We start from the raw sequence: 1,833 nt of genomic DNA, 5'->3' as shown, positions 1-1,833 counted from the left end.
CCGCTTGTTACTCTCTCCGATCATGCGAGCCCTCTTCCCAGGATCCTTCGACCCGGTCACTCAAGGGCACCAGGACGTACTCCGGCGTGCTGCCCTCCTGTTCGACGAGGTCGTCGTGTGCGTGATGTTCAATGCGAACAAGACCGGCCGTTTCCCTATCGCGGAACGGCTGGGCCGGCTCCGCGCGGCAGCGAGTGACCTGAGCAACGTCACGGTCGACTCCCACACCGGCGGCCTGCTGGTCGACTACTGCCGCCGAGCCGGCATCGACGTCGTCATCCGCGGAGTCCGCGGCGTTCCCGACCTGGACTACGAAATGCCGATGGCCCGCATGAACCACGAACTCGCCGGAGTCGAAACGTTCTTCCTCGCCGCAGACCCCGCCCTGGCTCACATCTCCTCCACCCTCGTCACCACGATGAGCCAACAGGACCGTGTCCCGAATGATGCTTGAGCGAGCCTCTTCCAGCAGCTGAGGGCGGCAGCGAGACGGACAGTCAGCCGCCCGACGCTGTGGAGCGGTGGGCCTCGACGGACTGACGGCGACCGTTACCCGGTCACCACGGGTACGCCGTCCGGGCGGTCGGCGAGCAGGGCCGCGATGTAGTCCGCGCAGCGAAGGGCCGCAGTGGCCATGGCGTTCCTGGTCATCCCTGCGACATGCGGGCTCAGCAGGGCGTTCGGCAGACCGAAAAGCGGTGAGGCGAAGGCGGCGTGCTCGTGCTCAAAGGTGTCGACGGCGGCCGCCACGAGGGGGTGTGCGGGGTCGCGCAGCGCATCGGCCAGCGCCTGCTCGTCGACGATCCCGCCCCGGGCGGTGTTCAGCAGGATCGACCCCGGACGCATCAGCGCCAGCTCCCCCTGACCGATCAGCCCTCGGGTCCTGGGCGTGAGAGGCAGGTGCAGGGAGACCACGTCACTGGTCGTCAACAGTGCGCTGAGGGAGGGGGCCAGGGACACTGGGGCCTCGACCGGGCGCCGAGAGAGGCCTTGGACCTCCATGCCCAAAGCACTCGCCCGCCCAGCCAGTGCCAAGCCGATCCGGCCCAGCCCCACGATGCCCAGGGTCAGCTCCGACAGCTCAACCGGCGGTGCGGCCGGTGCCCGCCAACCACCCTGGTGCGAGGCCTCGCTGTACGCCGGGAGATCCCGGGTCAGGGCGAGCAGCTGAGCCAGGGCGAACTCGGCTACCGAGTTCGCGTTGGACCCCGGGGTATGGGTGACAGCGACGCCGTGGCGAGCAGCTGCCGGCAACTCGACGTGATCGGTGCCCGCCCCAGCCCGGCCGACCACGCGCAGCCGGTTGGCCAGCACGGGATCGGTGGCCGCCGCGAGGAACGCGGCGCGGAGCGGCACACCGGCACGGGACTTGACCGCGTGGTAGCCGAGCCCGCCCCGCACGGTCTCGGCGAGCAGCGCGGACTCGTCGAAGGCGTCGAAGTCGGCGAAGTCCACCCTGCTGCCCCAGGCAGCTCGCGCTCCGGCATGATCGTCCACACGCCGAAGATTCAGCGTAATCGACAGCCCATGGCCGAGCAGACGCTCCAGCTCCCGATCCAGCAACTCACCAGGAGCCGCGTCCAGCAGCAGAACTCGGCCCCGCTCCATACGGTCTCCCCTTCCCCCTGCACCAACCCTACTGCGGTCCAGGGGCTGGTCACTGAAAGCCCCCGCGCCCAACCGATCCCGAGCAGCGGAAGCGACTCGCCGAACTCGGTGTGCGGCCGGTCGTACAGGCCCGAAAGGCTCCGATGTCCGGCACCGCGAAAGACTGGTCGGGACAGGGCGCGCAGGCTTTCCCCGGGGCCTAACGGCGCTTGCGCAGTACGTCCA

The 1,833-nt window shown here is 69.3% G+C and carries 2 protein-coding genes; one reads left to right on the top strand and one right to left on the bottom strand.

All coding sequences use genetic code 11. The features are described 5' to 3' along the window. Positions 1-454 (top strand): pantetheine-phosphate adenylyltransferase (coaD, locus tag ADK54_RS11375; RefSeq protein ID WP_234392009.1); only part of this gene is annotated, 454 nt, incomplete at its 5' end. Positions 455-549: 95 nt separating this feature from the next. Here the strand turns inward: coaD and ADK54_RS11370 are convergent. Beyond that, positions 550-1,497, bottom strand: coding sequence for an NAD(P)-dependent oxidoreductase (locus ADK54_RS11370; protein ID WP_234392008.1), 948 nt, complete (start codon positions 1,495-1,497; stop codon positions 550-552). Between the last annotated feature and the right edge of the window lie 336 nt (positions 1,498-1,833).

The organism is Streptomyces sp. WM6378, from assembly GCF_001279695.1.
In the GTDB taxonomy this organism is placed as follows: domain Bacteria; phylum Actinomycetota; class Actinomycetes; order Streptomycetales; family Streptomycetaceae; genus Streptomyces.
Note: the sequence above shows the minus strand (reverse complement) of the source record. Positions and strands in the feature narration are given on the sequence as shown.